The sequence below is a fragment of the Streptomyces sp. NPDC047974 genome, from assembly GCF_040653375.1.
GTDB lineage: Bacteria > Actinomycetota > Actinomycetes > Streptomycetales > Streptomycetaceae > Streptomyces.
Genome location: NZ_JBEZNU010000010.1, coordinates 55,417 through 79,855, shown reverse-complemented (window position 1 = coordinate 79,855; position 24,439 = coordinate 55,417). Strand labels below are relative to the sequence as shown.

Genomic DNA, 24,439 nt, shown 5'->3' with positions numbered 1-24,439 from the left:
GTACGGGTACGGGGCCCCGCGCGGGGTCCCGTACCGGTTCAGCTCTTCGAGCAGCTCGGGAGGCCCGCCGTGTCGCCCTTGCGGAGCTTCTCCAGCGACTTGGTGGCGTCGTCGATGGTGTCGACCTTGACGAGGGTGAGCCCGTCGGGCGTGTCGTCGGCCGCCGTGGCGCAGTTGTCGGCCGGGGTGAGGAAGTACTCGGCGCCGGCGTTCCGCGCGCCGACCAGCTTCATCTGGATGCCGCCGATCGGGCCGACCTTGCCGTCGTCGTCGATGGTGCCGGTGCCCGCGACGAACTTCCCGCCGGTGAGGCTCTCCGGGGTCAGCTTGTCGACGATGCCGAGCGCGAACATCAGGCCCGCGCTGGGGCCGCCGACGTCGGCCAGCTTGATGTCGATGGTGAACGGGAAGACGTGGTCGGTGCCGGCCTGGATGCCGACGATCGCCCGGTCGCCCTCCTCGGACTTCACGGTGGTGACGGCGACCTTCCGGGTGACGGTCGCCTCCTTGTGCGCCTTCTCGGCGGCGGCCGCCTCCTTGGCCGGGACGATCGTGAACTCGACCTTCTGGCCCGGCTTCCGCTTGGTCACCTGCGCGGCGACGTCGGCCGGCTTGGTGACCGGCACGCCGTCGACGGCCTTGATCACGTCACCGGCGTGCAGGGTGCCCTCCGCCGGGGAGTCCTTCACCACGGAGGCGACGACGACCCGGGTGGTGAAGGGGATGCCGAGCTCGTCGAGGGCGGCGACCTTGGCGCTCTCCTGCGACTGGGAGAACTCCTCGGCGTTCTCCTGGCTCGACTCCTCCTCCGTCTTCCCGTCCGGGTAGAGGGTGTCGTGCGGCACCACCACGTTGTCGTGGGTCAGCCAGCCGTAGACCGCCTCGACGGCGTTCATCTTGTAGTCCGCGCTGGTGACCCTGACCGTGGTCATGTTGAGGTGGCCGTCGGTCGGGTAGGTCTTGCGACCGGAGATCTGGAGGACCGGCTCGCCGCGCGCCTCGCCGAGGGTGTTGACCGTGGGCCCGGGGCTCATCTCCGAGTACGGCACCGGGATCAGGACGCCGGCGATCAGCAGGCAGATCAGGACCAGGGTGGAGGCGAGCATCGTCGCGGTGCGGCGTGGCATGGAACGACAGTACGGGACTCGCCTGTGCGCGCACCCCTGGGGCGGTCCGTACGGGACGCCGCCGGGCCTCCGTCAGGGGCCGGTCAGGACTCCGCGGGGGCGGGCTCGGCCACGGGCCGGAACGGAGCGGAATCGGGTGCGGTGGGGTGGGAACGCTCCATGGCGTCCCTGAAGCGGGCGTAGCCGGCGAGTTCGGCCACGTCACCTATCGTCTTGTTCCTCTGGACCCAGCTTCCCCATATCGCCGCGCCGACGACTGCGAAAAGCGGAATCAGCAACCAGGCCAGCACTGCCATCCCGACCTCCCATCCCCAGTGAGTTGATCAGCAGATTATTCATCTGTGCCACCAACGCTCGGGCCTGGGGGCCGGTTACGCAAATCGGGCGTTCGGCTACACCGTGTCGGCGCGCCTGCTTGCCACCCGTACAAGCCTCTCAAGGGGCCCCTCAGGGGGGCTCCCACCCTCCCCCGGACTCCGTCCGGGGGGGACCCCCAGCCTCGGGGCGAGGGCTCAGCAGGCTCCCACCCTCCCCCAGACTCCGTCCGGGGGGACCCCCAGCCTCGGGGCGAGGGCTCAGCAGGCTCCCACCCACTCCTCTGTGCCGTCCGAGAAGGTCTGGTGCTTCCAGATCGGGACCTCGTGCTTGAGGTCGTCGATCAGCTTGCGGCAGGCCTCGAAGGCCTCGCCGCGGTGGGGGCAGGAGACGGCGACGACGACCGCCAGGTCGCCGACCTCCAGGTCGCCCACGCGGTGGACCGCCGCCAGGGCGCGGACCGGGTAGTTCGCGACGACCTTCTCGGCGACCCGGCGCAGCTCGGCCTCGGCGCTGGGGTGGCAGGAGTAGCCCAGCGCGTCCACGTCGGCTCCGCCGTCGTGGTTGCGCACGGTGCCGACGAAGAGGGTCGTGCCGCCCGCCGCGTCGTCGCCGACGGCCCGGAAGACCTCGTCGACCGAGAGCGGGGTGTCGCGGATCGCGAGCAGCTTGATCGGGTCGTCCGCGGCCTGCTCACCGGGGTGGTCGTGCGTGGTCGTCATGCCGTCCATGGTGCCGCACGGCTCCGACATCCCGGAATAGCGTTTTCGACCGGTGGACCGGGACCCTCCGTAGGAGGGTCCTACAGGCCGCGCCTCTTCCTCATCTGCCGCACCAGGGCCGCGGTGCCCAGGAGGGCCACCGTGGCGCCCGCCGCGCCCGCCGCCGTGGCGTCCTTGCGGCCGAGCCGGCGGCCCGCGACCGTGTGCCGGCCCTGGACCTCCTCCAGGAGCGCCGCGAGCACCTCCTCGTTGGTCCACCTGGGGCGCCAGCCCGCGTCGTGGAGCCGGCCGACGCTCACCACCCAGGGGTGCATGGTGTAGGCGAGGTCACCCGCCGGGGACGGGGTGAGGCCGATGCGGTGCAGCCGGGCCGCGGCGCCCAGGGCGACCGCCGAGGGCAGCTCCATGCGGCGGATCCCCGACAGCTCCTCGACCTCCTCCTGCTCCAGCCAGCCTTCGCAGCCGACCGCGAACTCGCCGTCGACCTTCTCCAGGGCCGCGTACTCCAGGGCACTGACCAGGTCCTCCACGTGGCAGAACTGCCAGGTGGGGCGGGAGCCGGCGACGACGAGCAGCCGGGGCGACTCGAAGTAGCGGGTCAGCGCCGTGTCCGTACCGCCGACCAGGACGGCCGGGCGGACCACGGTCACGTTGAGGCCGGGGTGGGCGCGGGAGCCGCGGCGGCCGAGCCGTTCGATCTCCAGGAGGTCGCCGACGCCGGTGGCCTCCGCGGTGGCCCGCAGCTCGGCGTCCTCGGAGAGCGGGATGTCGTTGTCGGGGAGGGCGCCGTAGACCATGGTCGAGGTGCACAGGACGACCCGGTGGACACCGGCCGCCGCGGCGGCCGTGAGGACCGTCTGGGTGCCGCGCACGTTGTAGGCCGACCGGGCGGCGGGGTCGGTCTCCAGATCGAGGTCGACGGCGAGGTGCACGACGACGTCGGCGCCGCGCAGCTTCTCCGCGATGGCCGGATCCCGTACGTCGAGGACATGCCAGGTCGCCTCGGCCACCTCGCCGCGCCGCTCGTCGACGGCGATGACCCGCCGGACCTCCTCCGAATCGGCGAGACGCCTGGTCAGGAGGGCTCCGACGCCGGTGGCGGCGCCGGTGACCGCGACGACGGGACCGCGCGCGGCGGACCGGGTTGAGTGGTTTCGCGCTCCGCGAACCTGCGGATCTGGGGAACTCACCGACCGACTCCAGTGGTTGTCTTCAGTACGTACGGGGATGACGCGTACGTACCAGGTGGCGTCCATCCTGCCGCAGGGCACGGCCCGGCGGAGACTTGAGCCCATATCCGACCCGGATGTCTACGCTGGTGTTGTGCAGCGGGCAGTCGCCGCCGGCGGAGAGCCGGCGGCCCTAGGAGCCGAGGAAACCTGTGAGTGACACCCCATTCGGATTCGGCCTTCCGCCGGAGGAGCCGGAGGACGGCGACGAAGGCAAGAAGAAGGACCCCGCCGGAGGTGGCCAGGGGTCCGGTGGCCAGGGCGGCGGTCCGTTCGGGGCGAACCCGTTCGGATTCGGCATCCCCGGCATGGGCGGCCAGGGTGGCGGGGACAATCCCTTCGCCGCGATGTTCGGGTCGATGAACCCGACGGACCTGGGCGCGGCCTTCCAGCAGCTCGGCCAGATGCTGAGCTACGAGGGCGGTCCCGTGAACTGGGACATGGCCAAGCAGATCGCCCGCCAGGTGGTCGCCCAGGGCACCGCCGACGGCGTCAAGGACGCCAGCGTGGGCCCGGCCGAGAAGACCGCGGTCGAGGAGGCGGTCCGCCTCGCCGACCTGTGGCTCGACCAGGTCACCTCGCTGCCCTCCGGGGCGAACACCGCGGTGGCGTGGAGCCGTGCCGAGTGGGTCGAGGCGACCCTCCCGGCGTGGAAGGAGCTGGTGGACCCGGTCGCCGAGCGGGTCGGCACCGCCATGGGCGACGTGCTGCCGCAGGAGATGCAGGCCATGGCGGGCCCGCTGATCGGCATGATGCGGTCGATGGGCGGCGCCATGTTCGGCCAGCAGATCGGGCAGGCCATCGGCGCGCTCGCGGGCGAGGTCGTCGGCTCGACCGACGTCGGCCTGCCGCTCGGCCCGGCCGGCCGGGCCGCGCTGCTCCCGCTGAACGTGGAGTCCTTCGGCAAGGACCTGAGCGTGCCCGCCGACGAGGTGCGGCTCTACCTGGCCCTGCGCGAGGCCGCCCACCAGCGGCTCTTCGCGCACGTGCCGTGGCTGCGGGCGCACCTCTTCGGCGCGGTCGAGTCCTACGCGCGCGGCATCAAGGTCGACACCTCGAAGCTGGAGGAGGCCGTCTCCCAGCTCGACCCGACCCACCCGGAGCAGCTCCAGGAGGCGCTCCAGTCCGGCATGTTCCAGCCGCAGGACACGCCCGAGCAGAAGGCGGCCCTGGCCCGTCTGGAGACGGCGCTCGCGCTGGTCGAGGGCTGGGTGGACGCGGTGGTCCACGAGGCCGCCAAGACCCGGCTGACCTCGGCGGACGCGCTCCGCGAGACGCTGCGCCGGCGCCGGGCCACCGGTGGTCCCGCCGAGCAGACCTTCGCCACCCTGATCGGTCTGGAGCTGCGGCCGCGCCGGCTGCGGGACGCCTCCCGGCTGTGGGCCTCGCTCACCGACGCGCGCGGTGTCGACGGCCGTGACGCGCTGTGGGAGCACCCGGACATGCTGCCGACGGCGACCGACCTCGACGACCCGGACGGCTTCGTCCACCGCGAGCACCTGGACTTCTCCGAGCTGGACAAGCTGCTCGGCGAGGCCGCCAAGGGCGACACGCCCGAGGACGGGGACGGGGACGACGCGAAGTGACGCTGCACGACGACGCGGTCCTCGTCCTCAAGGGGTACGAGGGCCAGCCGGAGCTGCGCGCGCTCTACCTGGAGCACCTGGCCGCGCATCCGGACGGCATGTACAAGCCCTGCTCGGCCGGTCACCTCACCGGCAGCGCGCTGGTGATCGACCCGTCGCGCGGGCGGGTGCTGCTGACCCTGCACAAGAAGCTCGGCATGTGGCTCCAGATGGGCGGTCACTGCGAGGAGGGCGACACGACCATGGAGGCGGTGGCGCTGCGCGAGGCCGCCGAGGAGTCGGGGATCGCGGGTCTCACGCTGCTGCCGGGCGGTCCGGTGCGCCTCGACCGGCATCCGATCCCGGCGCCCTGCCACTGGCACCTCGACGTGCAGTACGCGGCGCTGGCCCCGGCGGAGGCGGTGGCTCAGATCAGCGAGGAGTCGCTGGACCTGAAGTGGTTCGCGTACGACGAGGTGGCCGCCGTGGCGGACACCTCGGTGGTGCGGCTGACGGAGGCGACGCTGGCCCGCCTGTGAGGTGGGCCGCAGCACGGCGAAGGGCCCCCGGGAGACCGGGGGCCCTTCGCCGTGCTGCCGTCCGCGCGTCAGTTCCAGGCGTTGTTCTGGTTCTGGCCGTGGGCGCCCTGCTGGCCGACGCCGAACTGGGCGGCGACGCCCTGCCCGATGGCGGCGTTCTGCGGGGGCATGACCTCGCTGGGCTGGACGAGGGCGAAGCCCTGGCCGAGGAAGCTGAGCTCCCAGCCCTCGCCGGTGCTGCCGCGCCGGCTGCGGACGCTGCTGTTGTGCGTCTGCGCCTGCATCTGGACCCGCAGCGAGGTGGACCAGGCCACGATCGCGTCCGCGTCGGCGCTCACGTACTTCTCCGGCGTGACCTGGAGCATCAGCGGCTGGCCCGAGGTCATGAGGGCGACCTTGCCGCGGCCGGTGATGTTGAGCTGGTACTTGCCGGTGCCGGAGACGCCGTACTGGCTGTCGACGGCGATGACCTCGGTGTGCAGGCTGGTGTCGAGCGCCAGCACGTAGGCGCTGTCGACGGTGAGGCCCTCCTGCTCGACCTCGACGACGTGGATGTACTGCGCCAGGTTGGCGAAGTAGACCGTGCCCTGGCCGGAGCAGCGCATCAGGTCGAGGCCCTCGCCGGTGCGGGCGCGGGCCCGCTGCTGGTTGGCGCTCTGGTACTCGCCGTCGAAGTCGACGAGGCCCTGGTAGGCGACCATGGCGCCCTTGCGGGCGAGGATGTCGTCGTGGCCGGTGAGGCTGACCCGCAGCAGCTGCGGGTTCTGGATGACGTACCGCTCCTGGCTCTGCTGCTCGGCGTGGTTGAAAAGCGGGCTCTGCATGATGTGTTCTCGCTCCCCCTCAGCCCCGGACCCGAAGCCGGTCGCTGCTGTCCTCGCTGGGCTGTACGACGACGATGCCCTGGCCCGAGAAGGCCATCTGGTATGCCTCACCGCTGCCCCGCCCGATGAGGGAGGACGCCTTGAAGCTGCGCTTGCCCTTGACCTTGAGCGCCGGCGACCAGGCGACGAGCGCGTCGGGGTCGACGTACGTCTCGTCCTCGCCGCGGCCGCAGTCGACGACGATCGGGGTGCCGCGCGAGGTGAGCGCGACCCAGCCGGTGCCGGCGATCCCCACGTTGAACAGGCCCTGGCCGGCGAACTTGGCGAGGCCCTTGACCCGCTCGACGCCCCACTGGAGGTGGGCGTCGAAGGCGAGGAGGTTGGAGCCGTTGACCGAGATGGCGTCGTTCTGGAGGTTGATCACGACGACGTCGGCGCCGTAGTCGGCGAGGTAGAGCAGGCCGTCGCCGGCGCACTTCATGATCGGCGCGCCCTCGCCGGTGGCCCATTCCCTGGCGACCTGGCGGACGGCGGGCGGATTGGGCTCGTAGCTGATGAAGCCCTCGTAGGCGACCATCGAGCCGGACCGTGCGTAGAGGTCCTGGCCGGAGGCCATGGCCACCTTGAGCATGGTGCGGCCGTGGTTCTCCATGCGGGCCGCGATGGGGGTCGGGGCATAGCCCGCGAGCTGCTGGTTCATGGTGTCGGGCTCCCTCAGACCTCGTACGGCTGAACGACGATGAAGTTGCCGGGGGCGCCCCGGAACTGGAGGTTCACGGTCTCCCCGCTGTGGCCGGGGTAGGCGTTGCGCCGGAGCCGGACCTGGCTGGAGAGGATGACCTGCGAGGCGGCCGACCAGGCGACGACCGCGTTGCAGTCCGCGAAGGTCGTCGGGGTGACGGGCAGGACCACGGGGACGCCGTGGGTCTTGACGATCACGGTGCCGGTGCCCTGGAACTGCATGGTGAACAGGGCGCCGCCGGGGATGCCGTGGCCCTCGATGCGGCGGACCTCGTACTGGAGGGACTCGTCGAAGGCGAGCACGTTCTCCGCGGAGACGCAGATGGCGTCGCCCTGGAGCTCGATCGGGTGCAGATGCGCACCGCTCTCGGCGAGGAAGACCTGGCCGCGGCCGGAGCAGCGCATCAGCTGCATCTCCTGGCCGGTGGCGTTGCCGACGATCCGGCCCGCGAAGCCCGCGCCCTTGTAGGAGAAGTCGACCTTGCCCTGGTACATGACCATGGAGCCCTGGCGGGCGAGGACGGGGGTGCCGCCCATGCTGAGGTCGACCCGCATGAGCTGCTGGTTCTGCGGGGTCCAGCGGGCGCCGGTCGCGGTCTCCTTGAACGGGGCGAGCGCGGCGGCGAGCCCGGCGCCGGTCGCGGGCGCGCCCTGCGGGACGCCCTGCGGCGGCATGCCCGGCGGCATGCCGGGCTGCTGGCCGTACGGGGCGGGCTGGCCGTAGCCGGGCTGCTGGCCGTACGGCGCCTGCGGCGGCTGCCCGTAGGGGGCGCCGGGCGGCGGGGTCTGGCCGGGGATCTGCCCGTAGGGGGCCTGCGGCGGCTGCTGGCCGTACGGGCCGGCGGCCGGAGCCGGGGGCGGCGGCGGCACGGGCGCGGGGGCGAGCGGCGCGACCATCGTGGGCTGGGTGTGCACCGGCTGCGGGGCCGGCGGCGGCGTGGGCGGCTGCGCGCCGTAGCCGGGCTGCGGGGCGCCGAAGGCCGGGGCGGGCGCGGGAGCCGGCGCCGGGGCGGCGGGGGCGGGGGCGCCGAAGGCGGGCGGGGCCGCGGTCTGGGCGGGGGCGGCGAAGCCGGGGGCGGCCTGCTGGGGGGCGGCCGGCTGCGGGACGGCGGGCTCCTCCTCCAGGACCTCTCCGCCGAAGTTCCGCAGCAGCGCTTCCAGGCCGCCGTCGAAGCCCTGGCCGACGGCGGCGAAGCGCCACACGTCCTTCAGGTAGAAGTCGCCGAGCATGACCGCGCGCTCGGTGGAGAACTCCGCGCCGGTGAAGGCGTAGCGGGCGACCTCCTCGCCGCCGGCGACGATCCGGATCCAGCCGGGGCCGACCTGCGACATCTGGCCGTCGCCGTCGATGGTGGCGGTGAAGGCGAGCTTGTGGATCTGCGGGGGGATCCGGTCGAGGGTGACGCGGAAGGACTCGGTGTCCCCGGCCTGCGCCCCGAGCTGCTGGATGGACTCCTCGGGAGACTTCGGCTGGTTGAAGAAGACGAAGTACCGGTCGTCCGACAGCCGCTCCTCGGCGTCGAGACCGAAGCAGCTGATGTCGAAGGTGAGCCCGGGAGCGGAGATCTGCACGCCCACGTACAGATCGGTGCCCGCGGTCAGATCACTGATCTTGGCCTTGTGGCCGCGTTGGAATTCCCTGGCCATGCGTAACGACCGTCCCCCATCCCGATGGCGAATGACTCGCGCCAGGCTAACCGCTGGGGACGACATTGAGACAGGGGAGGTCCGATCCGGTACGGAATCGGGAAAAAGGGCCTCAGGGTGCGGGATCGGCGTCCGGCGGCACCGGGAGGCGGTCCGCGGCGACCACTCCTTCGAGGTAACCGCGGGCCCGCTCGGTGCGGGGATACGCCTCCAGGAGCCGCCAGAAGTCGGGGCCGTGGCCGGGGACGAGGAGGTGGGCGAGCTCGTGCAGGAGGACGTAGTCGACGACGTACTCGGGCATCGGCTGGAGGCGGTGGGAGAGCCGGATGCTGCCCTCGGCGGGGGTGCAGGAGCCCCAGCGGCTGTTCTGGTTGGTGACCCAGCGGACCGAGCCGGGCCGGGCCCTGCCGTCGAGGTAGCGCTCGGAGAGCCGGGCCGCCCGCTCGGCGAGCTCGGCGTCGCCGCGGGTGGCGCGGCGCTCCTTGTCCCGGTCCTTGGCGTCGAGCTTCTCCAGCATCACGCCGACCCAGCGGCGCTCCTCGGCCTCCGACATCCGGGCCGGGATGAGGACGATCGTGCGGTCCCCCTCGCGGTAGGCGGAGACGGAACGGGTGCGGCGGGCGCTCCTGCGGATCTCGACTGACACGCCCTCGACGGTACCCGGCGGGAGCGGCGGAATCCCCCGCGCATGTCCGGTGTGACTTTCCGCCCGTAGGACTTTCGGGCGGACCTGTGGACAACTTTCCGCGGCGTTCCGCGGTGGTGGGCACTCTGATCACCGAGGGAACACGGCGGAGGACGGGGGCGGGGATGCATCCGATGGTGAAGCCGGCGCTGCGCCGGGCGTGGCGGAGTCTCACGTGCGTGCAGTACGGGGTGGCGCCCGCGCACGCGGTGGTGCTGGATCCGGTGGACGCGGCGACGGGCCGGCTGCTGGGGCTGATGGACGGCACGCGCGGGACGGCGCTGCTGCGGGCGGAGGCGGCGGCGCTCGGGCTGCCGGAGGGGCGGCTCGACGCGCTGCTCGGGAGGCTCGCGGCGGTGGGGCTGCTCGTGGAGGCCGCCGCCGGGCGGCCGGGGCGGGCGGGGCCCGCGGCCGGGGCGGTGGACACGGCGCTCGATCCGCTGCGGGCGGATCTGGCCGCGCTGTCGGTGGTGTGCCCGGAGCCGGAGCGGGCGCTGGGGACGCTCGCGGCCCGGCGGGAGAAGCGGGTGCGGGTGCGGGGTGCCGGGCGGGTGGGCTCGATGGTGGCGGCACTGCTCGCGGCGGCCGGCGTGGGCGGGGTGGAGGTGGTGGACGGCGGCCGGGTCGAGCCATGGGAGACGGCGCCGGGCGGACTGCCCGCAGAGGCGGTCGGCGAGCGGCGGGTGGCGGCGGCGCGGAGGCTCGTGGGGCGCTGGTCGCGCGGTCCGGTGGCGGCGTGGCGGACGGGCCGGCGGGGCGCACCGGGTGACGGGGACGGCCGGGCCGCGGTGTCACTCGTGGTGGTGACGGACCGGGACGGGCTCGGGGTGCGGGTGCCGGACCCGGTGCCGGCGGAGCCGTGGATGGCGGCCGGGGTGCCCCATCTGTACGCGGGGGTGCTGGAGGCGACCGGGGTGGTGGGGCCGCTGGTGCTGCCGGGCGGGACCGCGTGTGCCCGGTGCCTCCAGGAGGAGGCGACGGACCGGGACCCGGCGTGGCCCCGGCTGCTCGCGCAGTGGCGTTCGGGGGCGCCGCATCCGCTGCCGGCCTGTGACGTGGCGCTGGCGACGGCGGTGGCGGGGCTGGCCGCCGGGCACGCCCTCGCCTTCCTGGACGGGGAGTTGCCGGCGAGCACCGGGGTCCGGTGGGAGGCGGCCATGCCCTCGCTGGGGTGGCGGTCCGAGCGACTGGTGCCGCACCCGGCCTGTCCCTGCGGGGCCGCCCGGGGCAGGGTGGGGGTGGGCGCCTCGGGCGCCGGGGAGGCTGGGTCCACAATGGCGGGGCGCAGCCCTGCGCGGCACGGCAGTCTGGGAATTGGAGGGGCGCATGTCTGATCTTCCCCGGAAGGCGGTCACCCGGACCGCCAAGTTGGCCGCGTTGCCGCTGGGCTTCGCGGGCCGGGCGACATGGGGGCTCGGGAAGCGGATCGGGGGCAAGTCGGCGGAGTTCGTGGCCCGGGAGCTCCAGGAGCGGACGGCGGAGCAGCTGTTCAAGGTGCTCGGCGAACTCAAGGGCGGGGCCATGAAGTTCGGCCAGGCGCTGTCGGTCTTCGAGTCGGCGCTGCCGGAGGAGATCGCCGGCCCCTACCGGGCGGCGCTGACGAAGCTTCAGGAGGCGGCCCCGCCCATGCCGGTGAAGACCGTGCACGGGGTGCTTGCGGAGCGGCTCGGGGACGGATGGCGGGAGTTGTTCCTGGAGTTCGAGGACAAGCCGGCGGCGGCCGCGTCGATCGGGCAGGTGCACCGGGCGGTCTGGCACGACGGCCGCGAGGTCGCCGTCAAGGTGCAGTACCCGGGCGCCGGGGAGGCGCTGCTCTCGGACCTGGCGCAGTTGGGGCGGTTCGCCCGGCTGCTCGGGCCGCTGGTGCCGGGGATCGAGGTGAAGCCGCTCATCGCGGAGTTGCGCGAGCGGGTGTCGGAGGAGCTGGACTACGCCCTGGAGGCGCGGGCGCAGCGGGAGCACGCCGAGGTCTTCGCGGACGATCCGGACGTGGTGGTGCCCGAGGTGGTGCACCAGGCGGAGCAGGTCCTGGTGACCGAGTGGATGGACGGGATCCCGCTCGCGGAGGTGATCGCGGAGGGCGGCCAGGAGCAGCGGGACCGGGCGGGCCAGCTGCTCGCCCGGTTCCTCTTCTCGGGTCCGGCGCGGACCGGGCTGCTGCACGCGGATCCGCATCCGGGGAACTTCCGGCTGCTGCCGGCCGCCGGCGGCGGAGCGGACGATCCGGCCGGGTGGCGGCTGGGGGTGCTGGACTTCGGCACGGTGGACCGGCTGCCGGGCGGGCTGCCGGAGACCATCGGGACCTGTCTGCGGATGACGCTGGCCGGCGAGGCGGAGACCGTGTACGCGCTGCTGCGGTCGGAGGGCTTCGTGAAGGAGTCGGTGGCGCTCGATCCGGAGGAGGTCCTGGAGTACCTGCTGCCGATCATCGAGCCGGCGGAGGCCGAGTCCTTCGTCTTCACCCGGGGCTGGATGCGGACGCAGGCGGCCCGGATCGCCGACCCCCGCTCCCCCGCGCACCAGCTGGGGCGTCAGTTGAACCTGCCGCCCTCGTATCTGCTGATCCATCGGGTGACGCTGTCGACGATCGGGGTGCTCTGCCAGCTGAACGCGACGGTGCGGCTGCGGGACGAGCTGACCGCCTGGCTCCCCGGCTTCGATCCGGCGCCCTGAGCCGGCTCACCACCAGGAGGAGTCGAGGCGGCCCTCGATGGCCCGGATGTTGGCGCGGGCGCACTCCTCGCAGAAGTACTGGCGGCGGCCGTTCTCGACGGAGCAGGTCCAGGTGATCGGGAGGGTGTCGGCGGTCCTGCCGCAGCGTGCGCAGACCACGGGCTCCTCCGCGGCGCGGGGCTCGTTCATCCTCGTGACGATAGCCCGGCGGGGCGGCCGCGGTGGTGCAACGCACCGCGGGGGCCGGTCCGTTCGGACCGGCCCCCGCGGGGACGCCTGGTGGGGCGCTCAGTTCATGACGGCCATGGCGAGGGCGCGGCGGGCGCGCAGCGAGACGCGCTCGGCGCGGCGCTGCATGCGCCGGGCGGCGATCAGGCGCACGGCCTGACGTTCCGCCTCGGCCTCACGCCGGCGCTCGCGCATATGGGCACGGGCCAGGGCTTCTGGGATGAGTTGCATGTCACGGGTCCTGTTCTGACGCGACGCGGGGGCGCCGCCGGTGGAGAAGTCGGGGGTAGCGGAGCGGATGGGCTCGAAGGCGGACGTGGTCATCGGGGCCTGCTTCTGGGGATCGTGCGTGAGGGGGTGGTCGATCGTTCCGGTGCGCCTGGGGGCCTTGTGGGGTACTGCCTCCCAGGTCAGGGCGGTCATGCCGCGACCGGGTTCTTGCGCGGGCGGCCACGGGGCCGCTTGCGGGCGACGACCACGCCCTGGACGAAGAGCTCGCCGCCCCAGACACCCCAGGGCTCACGGCGCTCCTTGGCGCCGGCGAGGCAGGCCGCGACCAGCGGGCAGGTCTTGCAGAGGGACTTCGCGTACTCGACGTCGGCCGGGGACTCGGCGAAGAAGACCTCCGGGTCGTAGGCCCGGCAGGGGACCGGGACGCCGAGGTTCTCGATGGCGTCGTCGAGCGCGGTGAGCGATGTCAGGGGGGTCAAGGCGTGGTCCTCCGTGAGGCCGGACGGGGGGATCGTTTCGGAAGGCGGTACGGACGGGGCGTGCGCTTCGAGTTGCACGGGTGTCTTTCCTCGTCTGGTCGTTTCCGGCCGGTCGGCCGGGTCTTCGGCTGGTACCGGGTTGGTTGTCCCGAGGCCCCTTCGCTCCGTCGTCCCCGTTCGGGGACAAACAGAAGGGCCGCGGATCCCGGGTGGGGTTCCGCGGCCCTGAAGGCGCCGGCCTGATCGGGTCAGGCTGGATCACTCCAGGGTTCGAGCCCACGGAAGGCCCACATCATGTGGTGGTGCGTCGTCGTCTGCTGCTTGCCGGCACCGGCTGCCGCGAAGCCGTAGGCCGTGAATCCGGCCTTGGTCTCTTCAGCCACCCGTGCCTTGGTCGGTCGCTCGTCGCGCTCGATGGCGGCCATGCCGCGACCGGACAGACCGGTGACGGGCAGACCGCTGCCAAGGAGCGCGAAGGCGGAGAGGCCGAGCGAGCAGGCGGAGACGACCGAGCGATCGGTCATTTTGGCGGTGCTGACGACGGTGTCGTTGATGACGGTGGTGCTCTTGATGGTGCTGATCACTGGAATCGCCTCCTCTCGGCGTCTCGGAGAGCTCGGGGGTGAGCCGGGCTCTCGATGTTCATTTGGACAAGTACAGCACGAGACAGCGCTTCATATGAAGCCGCTGTTGCGTGGTTAAGAACCTATGGGGCTTGACGGGGCGGGCGCAAACTATTTTTCCCACGAGTTTCGATCAGTCTTCCGTCGGCTCCGTCACACCCTCTTCACCTGCGCAGATGGCCAGGACATCGGCTCCGAAGCGGTCCAGCTTGCGGGTGCCGACCCCGGCGATCATGGCGAGCTCGCCGCCGGAGGAGGGGACGCGCTCGGCGATCGCCATGAGCGTCTTGTCGGTGAAGACGCAATAGGCGGGCTGGCCGAGCTCGCGGGCCCGCTCGCCCCGCCAGGCGTGCAGCCGCTCGTACAGGCCCTCGTCCATGTCCGAGGGGCAGTCCTCGCAGCGGAGGAGTTTCATGGCCCCGGCCTCGGTGAGGGTGGTGCCGCAGACCCGGCAGCGGACCGGGCCGCGCGGGCGGCGGCGGGCACCCGCGCCGGCCGGGCCGCCGGAGCCGCCCCGCTCGATGCCGCCGGCCGCGGCGTACCCGCCCGCCCGGCTGCCGGAGCCGGGGCGCAGTCCCTTGAGGAAGCGGCTGGGGACCCGGGAGGCGCGGCCGCCCGGGGAGCGGGAGAGCGCCCAGGAGAGCGTCAGGTGGACCCGGGCGCGGGTGACGCCCACGTAGAGGAGCCGGCGCTCCTCCTCGATCTGCTCGTCCGTCTTGGCGTAGGTGATCGGCAGCATGCCGTCGGTGAGGCCGACGAGGAAGACGGCGTCCCACTCCAGGCCCTTGGCGGCGTGCAGCGAGGCGAGGGTGACGCCCTGGACGGTGGGGGCGTGCTGGGCGGCGGCCCGCTCGTCGAGCTCGGCGACGAGGTCGGAGAGGGTGGCGCCGGGGCGGGCGGCGGCGAAGTCGTCGGCGAGCCGGGCGAGCGCGGCGAGGGACTCCCAGCGGTCGCGGACGGCGCCGGAGCCCGCCGGCGGTTCGCTGGACCAGCCTTGGCCGGAAAGCACCGCTCGCACCTGGGCCGGGAGGTCGTCGGCGCCGTCGAGGAGCGAGTCGTTCGCCCCGAAGCGGGCCGCGCCGCGCAGGGCCGCGCCCGCCTCCCGTACCTCCTGGCGCTCGAAGAAGCGCTCGGCGCCGCGCAGCTGGTAGGGGACGCCGGCGTCGGCGAGGGCCTGCTCGTAGACCTCCGACTGGGCGTTGATCCGGTAGAGGACGGCGATCTCGCCGGCGGGGACTCCGGCGGCGATCAGGTCGCGGACGCGGCGGGCGGTGCCCTCGGCCTCGGCGGGCTCGTCGCCGTACTCGGTGTAGACCGGCTCGGGGCCGGCCTCGCGCTGCGAGATCAGCTCCAGGCGGTGGTCGGCGGCCCGGCCGCTCGCCTGGTTGAGCAGGCCGTTGGCGAGGTGGACGACCTGGGGGGTGGAGCGGTAGTCGCGGACCAGCTTGACCACGGTCGCTCGCGGGTGGCGGAGGCGGAAGTCCAGCAGGTGGTCGGGGGTGGCGCCGGTGAAGGAGTAGATGGTCTGGCTGGCGTCGCCGACCACGCAGAGGCTGTCCCGCTCCCCCAGCCACAGCTCCAGGAGGCGCTGCTGGAGCGGGGAGACGTCCTGGTACTCGTCGACGACGAAGTGCTGGTACTGGCCGCGGATCTGCTCGGCGATGTCGTGGCGGTCCTGGAGGATGCCGACGGTGAGCAGCAGCACGTCCTCGAAGTCGATCACCGAGCGCTCGCCCTTGAGCTGCTCGTACATCGCGTAGAGCTGGCCGATCTCGGCCGGGTCCCGGGGGGCGTCGCGCCGGGCGCGGGCCACGGCCGCCGGGTAGTCGGCGGGCACGGTCTGGGTGACCTTGGCCCACTCGATCTCCGCGGTGACGTCCCGCAGCTCGCTGCGGTCGAGCCGGACCCGGCAGCGGGCCGCGGCCTCGGCGACGAGCTGGACCTTCCGCTCGACGAGCCGGGGCAGCGGACCACCGATCGCTTTCGGCCAGAAGAACTGGAGCTGCCGGAGGGCCGCCGAGTGGAAGGTGCGGGCCTGCACGCCGCCCGCGCCGAGCTGGCGGAGCCGGCCGCGCATCTCGCCCGCGGCGCGGTTGGTGAAGGTGACGGCGAGCACGCTCGCGGGCGGCAGCACGCCGGCCCGCACCCCGTAGGCGATCCGGTGGGTGATCGCCCGCGTCTTGCCCGTGCCGGCGCCCGCGAGGACGCAGACCGGGCCGTGCAGGGCGAGGGCGACCTCGCGCTGCTCCGGGTCGAGCCCGTCGAGCACCGCGTCGGCGGTCTCCGGGACCCGCGGGAAGAGAGGGGAGTGCGTTGCTGCTGTCACTCCGCCATGCTGCCAGGTCGGGCGGGCCGGTGCGGTGCGTCGTCCACAGGCCCGGGGGCGCGGTCGTACCGTCGCATGATCACCCCGCCCGGGTGGGCGGGAAGCGGCGCAGCTCACCCGGCGTGCGGGAATGGCCGGCCCGGTGGCGTACGTTCTCCCTTCGGCACCGACCCCCGACCCCGACCCCAGAGGAGCGCCTGGCCATGCAGGGCACCGTGACGATGTACAGCACCGAGTGGTGCGGCTACTGCCGCCGGCTGAAGGGCCAGCTGGACCGCGAGGGCATCGCCTACACCGAGATCAACATCGAGCTGGACCCCGCGTCGGCCGCCTTCGTCGAGCAGGCCAACGGCGGAAACCAGACGGTTCCGACCGTCCGCGTGGCGCCCTCCTCCGGCGCCGCCGAGGTCGTCATGACGAACCCGAGCCTGGCCCAGGTCAAGCAGGCGCTCGGCGCCTGACCGCGCCTCCTCCGCACGCGCGAAGGGCCCCCGGCCGCACCGGCCGGGGGCCCTTTGTCAGTGGCGGGCGCTAGCGTCCCCGGCATGGACGACAACGATCCGCAGGACGTGGGGGCGGAGTTCTGGGCGCAGGTCGGGGGCTTCACGATCGTCGAGGGACCGGCGGCGCCGGACACGCCGCTCGGCCGGCTCCAGGCGTTCGCCGACGCCCACGGAAGCGACCGGCTGACCGAGGAGCACGTGAGAGCGGCGATCGAGGGGCGGCCCCTGCCGCCCGGGAGCGCGGGCGGCGGGGACGGCTCGGCCCCGTCGCCCGGGGCGGGCTGACGGGGCCGGGCAGGACCGGGTACGGCTCAGACGACGTCGCCGGGCTTCGGCAGGGGCTTGCCGTACCAGAGCTCGATGAGGCGGGAGGCGATCGAGATGCCGTACGGCGGGAGGATCTCGCCGGAGGCGAAGCCGGCCTCCAGGTCCTCGCGGGAGAACCAGCGGGCCTCGTCGATCTCCTCGCCGTCGACCTCGATCTCCGGGGAGGTGGCCCGGGCGAAGAAGCCGAGCATCAGGCTGGACGGGAAGGGCCACGGCTGGCTGGCCACGTAGGAGACCTCGCCGACGGTGACGCCGGCCTCCTCGAAGACCTCCCGGACCACCGCCGCCTCGATCGCCTCGCCGGGCTCGACGAAGCCGGCGAGCGTGGAGAAGCGGCCCTCCGGCCAGTGCACCTGGCGGCCGAGGAGCGCCCGGTCCTGGTCGTCGGTGACCAGCATGATCACGGCCGGGTCGGTCCGCGGGTAGTGCTCGGCGCCGCAGGTCTGACAGCGGCGGATGTGCCCCGCCGCCGCGATCACCGTGCGGTCGCCGCAGCGGGAGCAGAAGCGGTGCAGGCGCTGCCAGTTCTCCAGGGCCACCGCGTGGGTCATCAGGCCCGCGTCGCGCGGCGAGAGCAGCAGACCGGCCTCGCGCAGGCCGGCCGGGCGCGCCGACTGGTCCATGCGGCCGGGCAGCGAGTCCTTCTGGAGCGCGAAGTAGGAGACCCCGTCGGCGTCGGTGCCGAGGAAGTAGCGGTGCGTCTCGGTCATCGGCGCCTCGAACGCCGGGGTCATGACCAGCTCGGTGGTGCCGTCGGGCCGGTCGTCGATCAGCACCTGGCCGCCGGAGACCACGAAGACCCGGGTGGTCGGGTGGCTCCAGGCGGCGGCCAGCCACGCCTCGTCGAGACGGTGGTGGGCGGCGCGGTCGATCCCGCTCGGGGCGGTGAGCGAGATCGGGTGGTCCGCGAACGCGTTGCTCAGGGTGTCCACAGGTGTTTCCTACTCCCCCGGATCGGTGTCGGTCATTACGGCTCCGGCCCCGCGCCTCAGCGCCCGCCGGCGCGCAGGGCGGCCGGGAGGTCGCCCCACAGGTACGCGGTCGTCTCGACGCCCTTCATGAGGAGGTCGAGCTCGATCTTCTCGTTCGGCGCGTGCCAGCCGTCGGACGGGACCGAGATGCCCAGGAAGAGCACGGGCGCGTCCAGGACGTCCTGGAGGTCGGCGGCCGGTCCCGAGCCGCCCTCGCGCGTGTAGCGGACGGTGGCCCCGTCGAAGGCCTTGCTCATCGCCCCGGCCACCGCGGTCAGGGCCGGGTGGCCGAGCGGGGTGAGGCAGGGGCGGGTCGGGGCGCCGAAGACGATGTCGTACCGGATCCCGGCGGGCACGAGTCCCGCCAGCCACTTCCGTACCAGCGTCTCGATCCGGTCCGGGTCCTGTCCGGCGACCAGCCGGAAGGACAGCTTGAGGTGGGCGGAGGCGGGCACGATCGTCTTGCCGCCGGGGCCCTGGTAGCCGCCGCCGATGCCGTTGACCTCGGCCGTCGGGCGGGCCCAGACGCGCTCCAGGGTCGAGTGTCCGGCCTCGCCGAGGGTGCCGTGGGACCTGGCGGTGCGCAGCCAGGCCGCCTCGTCGAACGGCAGCTCGGCGACGAGCCGCCGCTCGGCCTCGGTGAGCTCGGCCACCCCGTCGTAGAAGCCGGGGATCGCGACCCGCTCGGCGTCGTCGTGGAGGGCGGCGACGATCCGGCCGGCGACGGTCGCCGGGTTGGGCACGGCGCCGCCGAAGGAACCGGAGTGGATGTCCTGGTCGGGGCCGTACAGGTCGATCTCGCAGTCGGCGACCCCGCGCATGCCGGTGCAGACGGTGGGGGTGGTCTCGGACCACATGCCGGTGTCGGAGACGATCACCGCGTCGGCGGCGAGCCGGTCGGCGCGCTCCTCGACGAGCGCGCGGAAGTGCGGCGAGCCGGACTCCTCCTCGCCCTCCACGAGCAGCTTCAGGTGGACGGCGGGCGTCGTGCGGCCGGTGGCCGCGAGGTGGGCGCGGACGCCGAGCGTGTGGAAGAACACCTGGCCCTTGTCGTCGGCCGCCCCGCGCGCGTACATCCGCCCGTCGACCACGGTCGGCTCGAAGGGGTCGGTGTGCCAGCCGTCCTCACGGGCCGCGGGCTGCACGTCGTGGTGGCCGTAGACCAGGACCGTGGGCGCGTCCGGGTCGGCGGACGGCCACTCGGCGAACACCGCCGGGGCCCCGTCCGTCTCCCACACCTCGACCGTGGGGAACCCCGTGTCCTCAAGGGCGCCGGCGAGCCAGTCGGCGCTGCGCCGCACGTCCCCGGCGCGCTCCGGCTGCGCCGACACGGAGGGGATCCGCAGCCACTCGGCGAGGTCGCCGAGGAAGGCGGCGCGGTGCTGCGCGACGTACGCGCGTACGGGGTGGACGGCGCTGTCCGGGGTCTCGCTCATGGTCACGAGCCTATCCGGCGCCGGAGGGTGCCCCGCCCAGCAGGATCGCCTCGAGCTCGGCCCGCCCCGGCAGCCGGGCCGGCCGGGCCACCTCGCCGGTCCGGACGTAGACGAAGGCGGCGGCCACCTCCTCCGGGTCCAGGCCGTGCTGCTCGGCCCAGGCGAGCCGGTACAGCGCCAGCTGGAGGGGGTCGGCGGTGCGGTGCCGGCTGGTCTTCCAGTCGACGATCTCGTACGCCCCCGAGTCCGGGTCCCGGTAGACGGCGTCGATCCGGCCCCGGACCACCCGGCCCGCCAGCGTGAGGTGGACGGGGACCTCCACGCGGTGCGGGGTGCGGTGGGCGTACGGGGTGCGCGCGAAGGCCTCCTTGAGGCTCTCCAGGTCACGCTCGTCGACGATCTCCGGCTCGCCCGCGAAGTCCTCGCCGCCGGGGAGCTCGTCCGGGGCGAGGAACGGCAGCGGCAGCTCCTCGAAGCGGGACTCCACCCACGCGTGGAAGCGGGTGCCCCGGCGGGCCGCGGGCTGCGGGCGCTGGGGCATGGGCCTGGCCAGCTCCTGCGCGAAGGCGTCCGGGTCCTCGGCCAGGCGGATCACCTGGGAGGCGGACAGGTAGGCGGGGAGGAGGACGTCGCGGGTGGTGGCGCGGGTGCGGTGCAGCTCCTCGGTGAGGGCGGTGAGGTCCTTGTCCCAGGAGGCGATGGTGCGGGCCTCCTCCGGGGTGAGCCCGTGCTCCCGGGGGTGCGGGATCGCGTCGGCCGGGAGCGCGTCGGCCGGGATCGCTTCGGCCGGGCCGGCGCCGTCCGCGGGCCCGCCGAACGGGGCCGGGGTGCCCGGGGGCTCGTCGTACGGAGTCTCCTCCGGCTCGTACGGGGGTTCGTCGTACGGGGCGTCCCCGGGCTCGTACGGGGGCTCCTCCACGAGGTCGCCGGGGAGCCAGAGGCCCTCGGCGGGCCGGTCCGGGAGGGCGGCGGCGGGGGCGGGGCCCGGCCGGGTGGCGCGGCCGGGCTGCGGGGGGAGGGCCCGGAGGGCGGCCCTGACGTGCTCCGCCGCCTGCCTACGGCGGGCCAGGGCCTCCTCGTCGAGCGGGAGCGGCCAGGGGAGGTCGCCGGTGGCCTCCGCCAGGAGGGGGTTCTCCTCGTCCTTCTCCGGGGCTTCCGCCCACGCCTCGATGTCGCCGTGGCCCTGCTCGCAGTGCTCGTACAGGGCCTGCATGAAGGCCGAGGGGCCCCGGGGCTTCTTCTGGGAGGGGCCCCACCAGTGGGCGGAGGCGAGGAGGAGGGTGCGGGGGCGGGTGAAGGTGACGTAGCCGAGGCGGAGTTCCTCGGTGTGCTGGTGGTCCGTCATCGCCGCTTTGAAGGACTTCATGGCGGCGGCGTCCCAGGCGTCGAGGTCCGGGAGGGTCGCCGCGTCGCCGCGCAGGGCGTGCGGGAGGACCTGGGGCTGGGAGGTCCAGGACTCACGCGCGCGTGCGGACGGGAACTGGCCGGCGACCAGGCCGGGGACGGCGACGACGTCCCACTCCAGGCCCTTGGACTTGTGGGCGGTGAGGACCTTCACGGTGTTCTCGCCGCCCGGCAGGGCGTTGTCGAGGCCCTTCTCGAACTGGACGGCGGTGCGCAGGAAGCCGAGGAAGGCGAGGAGGCCGGCCTCGCCGTCGAGGGAGGCGAAGCCGGCGGCCACGTCCAGGAAGTTGCCGAGGGTCTCGCGGCGGCGGGCGGCGAGCGCGTGCGGGGAGGCGGAGAGCTCCACTTCGAGGCCGGTGACGGTCAGGACCCGGTGGAGGACGTCCATCAGGGGGTCGGCGAGGGAGGCGCGGAGCGAGCGCAGCTCGGCGGCGAGGTGCGCGAAGCGGACCCGGGCCTCGGCGGAGAACGGCAGGCCGTCGTCGGGGTGGCCGCCGGAGTCGAGGAAGGTGTCGAGGGCATCGGCGAGCGAGGTCACCTCGGCGGGGTCGACGCCCTCGACGGCGGCGGCGAGCCGCTGCGCCGGGTCGGGGCCGGCGTCGCCGTGGCGGACGAGGAGGCGGGCGCGGCGGCCGAGGAGGGCGAGGTCGCGGGGGCCGATGCGCCAGCGGGGGCCGGTGAGGAGGCGGACCAGGGAGGCGTTGGCCCCGGGGTCCTGGAGGACCTCGCAGACGGCGACGAGGTCGGCGACCTCGGGGAGGTGGAGGAGGCCGGAGAGGCCGACGACCTCGACGGGGACGCCACGGGCGACGAGCGCCGCCTGGATCGCGGGGAAGTCGCCGGCGGTGCGGCACAGGACGGCCATGGAGCCGGGCTCGCGGCCGGTGCGGACGAGGTGGGCGAGGGAGTCGGCGAGCCAGTCGAGCTCCTCCGTGTGGGTGCGGAGGAGGGCGACGCGGACGGTGCCGTCGGCCTCGGCGCCCGGCGCCGGACGCAGCGCCTCCACGCCCTCGTGCATGGCGCGCAGCGGGGTCGCGAGCCCGTTGGCGAGGTCGAGGAGGCGGCCGCCGCTGCGCCGGTTCTCGGAGAGCGACCGGCGGCTCGCGGGGGTGCCGTCGGCGTGCGGGAAGTGGGCCGGGAAGTCGTCGAGGTTGGCGACGGAGGCTCCGCGCCAGCCGTAGATGGCCTGGCAGGGGTCGCCGACGGCGGTGACGGGGTGGCCGCTGCCCTGGCCGAAGAGGCCGGAGAGGAGGAGCCGCTGGGCGACGGAGGTGTCCTGGTACTCGTCGAGGAGGACGACCCGGTATTCGTCGCGGAGGATTCCGCCGACCTCGGGGCGGGTGGTGGCGAGGCGCGCGGAGAGGGCGATCTGGTCCCCGAAGTCGAGGAGGTCGCGGGAGCGCTTGGCGGCCCGGTAGCGGGTGACGAGTCCGGTGAGCTCGCGGCGGGCGTGGGCCGTCTCGGGGAGCTTGCGCAGGTCGTCGTTGGTGAGCCGGGCCTCGGCGAGGGCGGTGAGGAGCTCGGCGTCGTACGCGAGGAGCTCGGCGGGTTCGACGAGGTGCTCGGCCAGTTCGGCGTCGAGCGCGAGGAGGTTCTCGACGAGGGTCGGGAAGGACTTGGTGAGCGCGGGGTACGGGCCGGGGGCCTCGCGGAGCACGCGCGCGGCGAGCTGGTAGCGGGTGGCGTCGGCGAGGAGCCGGGAGGTCGGTTCGAGGCCGATGCGCAGGCCGTGGTCGGTGAGGAGCTGCCCGGCGAAGGCGTGGTACGTGGAGATGCGGGGCTCGCCGGGAGGGTCCTCCGGGTCGACCGGGTCGGGGTCGGTGACGCCGGCGCGGACGAGGGCGGTGCGGACGCGCTCGGCGAGTTCGCCGGCGGCCTTGTTGGTGAAGGTGAGGCCGAGGACCCGCTCGGGGGCGACCTGTCCGGTGCCGACCAGCCACACGACCCGGGCCGCCATCACCGTGGTCTTGCCGGAGCCGGCTCCGGCCACGATGACCTGCGGGGCGGGCGGCGCGGTGATGCAGGCCGTCTGCTCCGGCGTGAAGGGGATGCCGAGGAGCTCCTTGAGCTGCTCGGGGTCGGTGATGCGTGCGGTCACCTTGAAGAGGCTAACCGGGTCGTCGGACATTCCCGTCCGGCACGGGGCTGACCTGCGGGTTTCAGGCAGGGGTGCCGGAGTCGAGCCGGGAGAGGTCGACGGTCTCGTCGGCGGGCGGGGCGGTGACCTCCACCGGGCGGTCGAACTCGGAGAGGGTCATCGAGCCGGGTTCGTCGCCGCCGGTCACGACGACCTGGCGGATGTACGGCTTGCCCTCCTGGGCGACGGAGACGGTGGTGGTCTCGCCGGACTCCTTCTCCACGAGGGTCGCGACGGGGTCGCCGTCCATCTCGCGGTCGGGGCCGCGGGTGAAGCCGGCGTGGTCCTCCTGGCCCTCGCCGAGGTCGTCGAGGAGCAGGTCGAGGTCGCAGACCTCGCCGAGGTCGGCGGCCCCGGCCTGGCCAGGGCCGATCTTGAGCCAGCGGCCGTCGATCAGTTCGATGACCGGGTCGATCTGGTTCTCGGGGACGCCCTCGGCGGTCATGGAGGCCCGCCAGAAGGCCGCGTCGCCCTTCATGTAGGTGACGCCGTCGAGCCGGCGGAGTTCGGCGTCGGCCTCGTCGACGCCGATGCGGCCCTGGCAGGAGCCCTGGTCGTCGACGGAGAGGTCGAGGTCGAATTCCTGCCCTTCGGACACGGCCTGTCCGGTCATGCGCAGGGAGTCCGCGGAGCGGGTGGCGTCGACGGCCCGGTCGGCGATCTCGGCGGGGGTGAGCCCGTCGAAGGGATCCGGGGTCGGGGCCGCGACGGCAGGGGCGTGGCCCTGCGGCGCCGCCGCCCAGGCCGCCGCCGGGGCGGGGACCGCGACGGCGGCGACGGCGGCGACGGCAGCGGCGCGGAGCTTCCGGTGGCTGGACTGGGACCGCATACGAGCCTCCTCGTCCCCCCGGAGTACCCCCCGGAGTCCCCCGGACCCTGTCACCAGGGTCGCCCCACGCGCGCGTGGCCGCTACTCGGTGCCGGGGGTCAGCTGCCGGCGCCGGCCTTCATCAGCGCCTCCATGTCCATGACCTGGTCGGCCGGCGGGGCGGTGACGTTCAGCGGCTTGTCGTAGTCGCTGAGGGTGACCGTGCCGGGCTCGTCGCCGCCGGCGGTGACGGAGCGGAGGATGTACGGCTTGGCGGAGTCCTTGGCCACGTACAGCGTGGTGGTCTCGCCCTTCTTGTCGGCCTTGCTCTTGAGGACGACGGTGGCGGTGCCGTCGACGTCGGCGTCGGCCTCGCGGGTGAGACCGGTGGTCTCGGTCTCCTTGTCCATGTCGGCGAAGATCGCCTTCAGGTCGCAGAACTCGCCCATGTCGTTGGAGTCGGCGTCGTCGGCGGGGAGCTTCATCCAGCGGCCGTTGAGCAGCGTGGCGATGGCGCCGGCCTCCTCGGCCGAGGAGCCGTCCTCGCCCGCGGTGCCCTTGTAGAAGGCGTCGTCGCCCTTCATGTAGCTGAAGCCGCCGGTCCGCATGACCTCGGCCTTGCCGCCGCCGCCCATGGACATGGTGCCCTGGCAGGTGCCCTTGTCGTCGACCGAGAAGTCGAGGGTCATGTCCTTGCCGTCGTCCTTGCCCTCGCCCTTCATGTGGACGGAGGTGGCGGCCTTGGTCGTCTCGACGGCCTTCTTGGCGATGTCGTCGGCGGAGAGGCCCGCGAAGGGGTCGGCGGCCTTGTCGTCGCCCTTGCCGCAGCCGGTGACACCGGCGACGACGGTCAGACAGATCGCCGCGGTGGCCCAGAGCTTCCGGTTGGCCCTCATGCG

At 73.7% G+C, this 24,439-nt stretch carries 24 protein-coding genes; 6 read left to right on the top strand and 18 right to left on the bottom strand.

Features of this window, described 5'->3' with window-relative positions:
• Nucleotides 1-38: 38 nt before the first annotated feature.
• The 4 genes from AB0E19_RS16480 to AB0E19_RS16465 form a co-directional block, all read right to left on the bottom strand.
• Nucleotides 39-1,127 carry a PDZ domain-containing protein gene (locus AB0E19_RS16480; RefSeq protein ID WP_362179670.1) on the bottom strand — a complete coding sequence of 363 codons (1,089 nt, stop codon included), beginning with the start codon at nucleotides 1,125-1,127 and terminating at the stop codon, nucleotides 39-41.
• An 83-nt stretch (nucleotides 1,128-1,210) separates the two neighbouring features.
• Nucleotides 1,211-1,423 (bottom strand): hypothetical protein, encoded by a 213-nt coding sequence (locus AB0E19_RS16475; RefSeq protein WP_240981472.1) that lies wholly within the window; start codon nucleotides 1,421-1,423, stop codon nucleotides 1,211-1,213.
• Between the two features lie 279 nt (nucleotides 1,424-1,702).
• Nucleotides 1,703-2,164 carry a molybdenum cofactor biosynthesis protein MoaE gene (locus tag AB0E19_RS16470; protein ID WP_360606090.1) on the bottom strand — a complete coding sequence of 154 codons (462 nt, stop codon included), beginning with the start codon at nucleotides 2,162-2,164 and terminating at the stop codon, nucleotides 1,703-1,705.
• Nucleotides 2,165-2,244: 80 nt separating this feature from the next.
• Entirely contained in the window at nucleotides 2,245-3,354 is a 1,110-nt protein-coding gene (locus AB0E19_RS16465) for an SDR family oxidoreductase (RefSeq protein ID WP_189946609.1), read from the bottom strand.
• Between the two features lie 191 nt (nucleotides 3,355-3,545).
• On the opposite strand from AB0E19_RS16465, the gene AB0E19_RS16460 reads away from it, so the two are divergent.
• Nucleotides 3,546-4,979, top strand: coding sequence for a zinc-dependent metalloprotease (locus AB0E19_RS16460; RefSeq protein ID WP_362179664.1), 1,434 nt, complete (start codon nucleotides 3,546-3,548; stop codon nucleotides 4,977-4,979).
• Nucleotides 4,976-5,497, top strand: coding sequence for an NUDIX hydrolase (locus tag AB0E19_RS16455; protein WP_362179661.1), 522 nt, complete (start codon nucleotides 4,976-4,978; stop codon nucleotides 5,495-5,497). The genes AB0E19_RS16460 and AB0E19_RS16455 overlap by 4 nt, the downstream gene beginning before the upstream one ends.
• Nucleotides 5,498-5,565: 68 nt before the next feature.
• Here AB0E19_RS16455 and AB0E19_RS16450 read toward each other — a convergent pair whose 3' ends face one another.
• The 4 genes from AB0E19_RS16450 to AB0E19_RS16435 all read right to left on the bottom strand — a co-directional run bounded on the left by AB0E19_RS16450 (nucleotide 5,566) and on the right by AB0E19_RS16435 (nucleotide 9,355).
• Nucleotides 5,566-6,321: an AIM24 family protein gene (locus AB0E19_RS16450; protein WP_362179658.1), complete on the bottom strand. Its 756-nt coding sequence runs from the start codon at nucleotides 6,319-6,321 to the stop codon at nucleotides 5,566-5,568.
• Between the two features lie 19 nt (nucleotides 6,322-6,340).
• A complete protein-coding gene (locus AB0E19_RS16445) occupies nucleotides 6,341-7,021 on the bottom strand; it encodes an AIM24 family protein (RefSeq protein ID WP_362179655.1) in 681 nt (226 codons plus the stop codon).
• Between the two features lie 14 nt (nucleotides 7,022-7,035).
• A complete protein-coding gene (locus AB0E19_RS16440; RefSeq protein WP_362179652.1) occupies nucleotides 7,036-8,709 on the bottom strand; it encodes a TerD family protein in 1,674 nt (557 codons plus the stop codon).
• Between the two features lie 112 nt (nucleotides 8,710-8,821).
• Nucleotides 8,822-9,355 (bottom strand): M48 family metallopeptidase, encoded by a 534-nt coding sequence (locus AB0E19_RS16435; protein ID WP_362179649.1) that lies wholly within the window; start codon nucleotides 9,353-9,355, stop codon nucleotides 8,822-8,824.
• A 164-nt stretch (nucleotides 9,356-9,519) separates the two neighbouring features.
• Between AB0E19_RS16435 and AB0E19_RS16430 the strand changes: the two genes are divergently transcribed.
• Both AB0E19_RS16430 and AB0E19_RS16425 read left to right on the top strand, forming a co-directional pair.
• Nucleotides 9,520-10,728: a TOMM precursor leader peptide-binding protein gene (locus AB0E19_RS16430; RefSeq protein ID WP_362179646.1), complete on the top strand. Its 1,209-nt coding sequence runs from the start codon at nucleotides 9,520-9,522 to the stop codon at nucleotides 10,726-10,728.
• Nucleotides 10,721-12,067, top strand: a complete 1,347-nt coding sequence (locus AB0E19_RS16425) for an AarF/ABC1/UbiB kinase family protein (RefSeq protein WP_362179642.1) — start codon at nucleotides 10,721-10,723, stop codon at nucleotides 12,065-12,067. Before AB0E19_RS16430 ends, AB0E19_RS16425 begins: the two co-directional genes overlap by 8 nt.
• A 6-nt stretch (nucleotides 12,068-12,073) precedes the next feature.
• On the opposite strand, the gene AB0E19_RS16420 is transcribed toward AB0E19_RS16425, so the two are convergent.
• The 5 genes from AB0E19_RS16420 to AB0E19_RS16400 form a co-directional block, all read right to left on the bottom strand.
• Nucleotides 12,074-12,256: a hypothetical protein gene (locus AB0E19_RS16420; protein ID WP_031013884.1), complete on the bottom strand. Its 183-nt coding sequence runs from the start codon at nucleotides 12,254-12,256 to the stop codon at nucleotides 12,074-12,076.
• Nucleotides 12,257-12,355: 99 nt separating this feature from the next.
• On the bottom strand, nucleotides 12,356-12,718 hold the full coding sequence (locus AB0E19_RS16415; protein ID WP_362179638.1) for a hypothetical protein: 363 nt from the start codon (nucleotides 12,716-12,718) through the stop codon (nucleotides 12,356-12,358).
• A complete protein-coding gene (locus AB0E19_RS16410; RefSeq protein ID WP_031013886.1) occupies nucleotides 12,715-13,083 on the bottom strand; it encodes a WhiB family transcriptional regulator in 369 nt (122 codons plus the stop codon). The genes AB0E19_RS16415 and AB0E19_RS16410 overlap by 4 nt, the downstream gene beginning before the upstream one ends.
• Nucleotides 13,084-13,253: 170 nt before the next feature.
• Nucleotides 13,254-13,589, bottom strand: a complete 336-nt coding sequence (locus AB0E19_RS16405) for a hypothetical protein (protein WP_362179633.1) — start codon at nucleotides 13,587-13,589, stop codon at nucleotides 13,254-13,256.
• Nucleotides 13,590-13,761: 172 nt separating this feature from the next.
• A complete protein-coding gene (locus tag AB0E19_RS16400) occupies nucleotides 13,762-15,954 on the bottom strand; it encodes an ATP-dependent DNA helicase UvrD2 (RefSeq protein ID WP_362179630.1) in 2,193 nt (730 codons plus the stop codon).
• Nucleotides 15,955-16,157: 203 nt separating this feature from the next.
• Here AB0E19_RS16400 and AB0E19_RS16395 point away from each other — a divergent pair, with 203 nt between their 5' ends.
• Complete coding sequence (locus tag AB0E19_RS16395; RefSeq protein ID WP_362179627.1) at nucleotides 16,158-16,415, top strand: mycoredoxin; 258 nt, start codon at nucleotides 16,158-16,160, stop codon at nucleotides 16,413-16,415.
• An 84-nt stretch (nucleotides 16,416-16,499) separates the two neighbouring features.
• Nucleotides 16,500-16,742: a hypothetical protein gene (locus tag AB0E19_RS16390; protein ID WP_362179624.1), complete on the top strand. Its 243-nt coding sequence runs from the start codon at nucleotides 16,500-16,502 to the stop codon at nucleotides 16,740-16,742.
• A gap of 26 nt (nucleotides 16,743-16,768) precedes the next feature.
• On the opposite strand, the gene nudC is transcribed toward AB0E19_RS16390, so the two are convergent.
• The 5 genes from nudC to AB0E19_RS16365 all read right to left on the bottom strand — a co-directional run bounded on the left by nudC (nucleotide 16,769) and on the right by AB0E19_RS16365 (nucleotide 24,436).
• Complete coding sequence (gene nudC / locus AB0E19_RS16385; RefSeq protein ID WP_360606049.1) at nucleotides 16,769-17,716, bottom strand: NAD(+) diphosphatase; 948 nt, start codon at nucleotides 17,714-17,716, stop codon at nucleotides 16,769-16,771.
• A gap of 56 nt (nucleotides 17,717-17,772) precedes the next feature.
• Complete coding sequence (locus AB0E19_RS16380) at nucleotides 17,773-19,191, bottom strand: dipeptidase (protein ID WP_362179619.1); 1,419 nt, start codon at nucleotides 19,189-19,191, stop codon at nucleotides 17,773-17,775.
• Between the two features lie 10 nt (nucleotides 19,192-19,201).
• Nucleotides 19,202-22,693, bottom strand: coding sequence for a UvrD-helicase domain-containing protein (locus AB0E19_RS16375; RefSeq protein WP_362179615.1), 3,492 nt, complete (start codon nucleotides 22,691-22,693; stop codon nucleotides 19,202-19,204).
• 61 nt (nucleotides 22,694-22,754) lie between these two features.
• Nucleotides 22,755-23,561, bottom strand: coding sequence for a hypothetical protein (locus AB0E19_RS16370; protein ID WP_362179612.1), 807 nt, complete (start codon nucleotides 23,559-23,561; stop codon nucleotides 22,755-22,757).
• 98 nt (nucleotides 23,562-23,659) lie between these two features.
• Nucleotides 23,660-24,436, bottom strand: a complete 777-nt coding sequence (locus AB0E19_RS16365) for a hypothetical protein (RefSeq protein WP_362179609.1) — start codon at nucleotides 24,434-24,436, stop codon at nucleotides 23,660-23,662.
• Nucleotides 24,437-24,439: the final 3 nt, after the last annotated feature.